The 2,645-nt window shown below is 66.3% G+C and carries 2 protein-coding genes and 1 pseudogene; all 3 read left to right on the forward strand.

Annotated elements, in window-relative coordinates:
• Window positions 1-310: pseudogene (locus tag CCN37_RS37585) on the forward strand (uridine kinase); the annotation flags it as partial.
• A 176-nt stretch (window positions 311-486) separates the two neighbouring features.
• Window positions 487-2,082 (forward strand): ABC transporter substrate-binding protein, encoded by a 1,596-nt coding sequence (locus CCN37_RS37590; protein WP_086830180.1) that lies wholly within the window; start codon window positions 487-489, stop codon window positions 2,080-2,082.
• 36 nt (window positions 2,083-2,118) lie between these two features.
• Window positions 2,119-2,645: ABC transporter permease (locus tag CCN37_RS37595; protein ID WP_143262032.1), on the forward strand; the 527-nt coding region annotated here is incomplete at its 3' end.

Genomic DNA, 2,645 nt, shown 5'->3' on the forward strand with positions numbered 1-2,645 from the left:
CGCCGTTTACCGGCGCACCGAATGGTCGGATGGCTTGACCCGGACGGGCCCAGAAGTCCGCATCGACACGCCCGAGATCCTGGTCGTCGAGGGTGTCTCCAGCGGCCGTCGCTCGATCAGGTCGTCGCTGTCCGTGTTGGTGTGGGTCTGTTCCGGTGATCGCGAGCTTCGCCTGAAGAGGGCTGTTGCCAGGGACGGCGAAACCTGCGCAGCACCGCTTTCCCGCTGGCAGGACTTCGAGGCGGGCTGGTTCGCGGTGGACGGGACCAGGGAGGCCGCCGACGTGCTCCTCGCGGAACACCTCCGGTAGTACCAGCCGGTTGACGCCAGAAAGCGGTGTGACTCGCGGGTAACACCGGCGAAAATTCACCCGATCTTACGGACTTCTGCGTGGCCGGATCGTGACCTGGAGCACTCGGCAACGAGCTCGTAAGGGGTTAGTGTCGGCCACCACACACAGTGACATCGGACCATGAGGTGTGCGCGATGCCCAAGAAATTCACTGCGCTCAGAACCCCCATGCGCAGGCTGGCGGTGATCGGCGTCGCCGGCGTCACCGCACTGTCCCTCGCCTCCTGCGCGCAGTCGCAGCGCGGGAACGACGCGGGTCAGGGCAAGGTCGGCGGAACGATGACCTTCGGCGCCGAGGGCGCGCCNNCCAAGGCCACGCCCGAGCTCGCCGAGAAGTGGTCCTCCTCCCCGGACGGCAAGGTCTGGACCTTCACCCTGCGCGAGGGCGTGAAGTTCCACGACAACACCGACTTCAACGCCGAGGCCGTCTGCGCGAACTTCAACCGCTGGTACAACCAGAAGGGCGCGGGCCAGAGCGACGCCGTCTCCCAGTACTGGGGTGACAACTTCGGCGGCTTCGCCGACGGGGCCAAGCCGTCGCTGTTCAAGTCCTGCACCGCCAAGGACCCCAAGACCGCCGTCGTCGAGCTGACCGCGACCACGTCGAAGTTCCCCGACGTGCTCGGCCTGCCGTCGTTCTCGATGCAGAGCCCGACCGCGATGAAGAAGTTCAACGCCGACGACGTCAAGGCGCAGGGCGACAGCTTCGTCTTCAACGAGTACGCGCTGAAGAACCCGACGGGCACCGGCCCGTTCAAGTTCGTCAACTACGACACGGCGAACAACTCGATCGAGCTGGCCCGCTTCGACGGCTACCGCGCGGACAAGGCCAAGCTGGACAAGCTGATCTTCAAGATCATCCCCGATGAGACCGCGCGCAAGCAGGCGCTGCAGACCGGGGACATCGACGGCTACGACTACCCGGCCCCCGCGGACTGGGCGCAGCTGAAGAACCAGGGCTTCAACGTGGCGATCCGTCCGGCGTTCAACATCATGTACCTGGGCTTCACGCAGAAGAACAACGCCAAGCTCAAGGACCTCAAGGTCCGCCAGGCCATCGCGCACGCGGTCAACCGCGAGCAGCTGGTCAAGTCGCAGCTGCCCGAGGGCGCCGTCGTGGCGACGCAGTTCATCCCGGACACCGTCGACGGCTACAACCCCGACGTCAAGAAGATCGAGTACAGCACCGCGAAGGCCAAGCAGTTGCTGGCCGAGGCGGGCGCGAGCGACCTGACGGTCAACTTCTACTGGCCCAGCGAGGTCACCCGGCCGTACATGCCCAACCCGAAGGACATCTACGGCGCGATCGCCGCTGACCTCCAGGCCGCTGGCATCAAGATCAACGTGACCACGAAGCCGTGGAACGGTGGCTACCTCACCGATGTCGACCAGAACAAGGCCGACCTGTTCCTGCTCGGCTGGACCGGTGACTTCAACACCGTCGACAACTTCGTCGGCACCTTCTTCGGCAACCCCGAGAACCGCTTCTACACCGCCGGTTCGCCGTGGGGCACCAAGCTCGGCGCCGACCTGAAGAAGGCCGACGCGGAGCCGAACAAGGCCGCCCGCGACCAGCTCTACAAGGGCCTGAACAAGCAGATCATGGAGGAGTACCTGCCCGCCGTCCCGCTCTCGCACTCGCCGCCGGCGCTGGTGCTGAAGAAGGACATCAAGGGCCTGGTTCCCAGCCCGCTGACCGCTGAGGAGTTCGGCCCCGTCAGCAAGGGCTGATCGTCCCCTCCCACCACGAGAACAACGGGATAGCCAGTGCTCCGCTTCACCGTGCGGCGGCTGATCCAGCTAGTCGGGGTCGTCGCGGTGTTGTCGCTGCTGCTCTTCGCGTGGCTGCGCTCGCTCCCAGGAGGGCCGGTTTCGGCCCTCCTGGGCGAGCGCGGTACCGAGGAGTCGCGCGCGCGACTCACCGCCGAGCTCGGCCTCGATCAGCCGATCATCACGCAGTACTTCAAGTTCATCGGGCGCGCCCTCTCCGGCGACTTCGGGACCTCGACGGGGGTGCAACCGGGAACAGCCGCCATGGACCTGTTCCTGGAGCGCTTCCCGGCGACCCTGGAGCTAAGCATCTTCGCGATCGTGCTCGCGGTGGCGTTCGGCATCCCGCTCGGCTACCTCGCGGCCAAGCGCCGGGGCGGCTGGCTGGACAACCTCGGCGTCGTCGGCTCCCTGATCGGCGTCGCCGTCCCCGTCTTCTTCCTCGCGTTCCTGCTCAAGTACGTCTTCGCGGTGAACCTGCAGTGGTTGCCCTCCTACGGCCGCCAGGCCGACGCGCTGGAGGC

Source organism: Allokutzneria sp. NRRL B-24872, assembly GCF_002155965.1.
GTDB lineage: Bacteria > Actinomycetota > Actinomycetes > Mycobacteriales > Pseudonocardiaceae > Allokutzneria.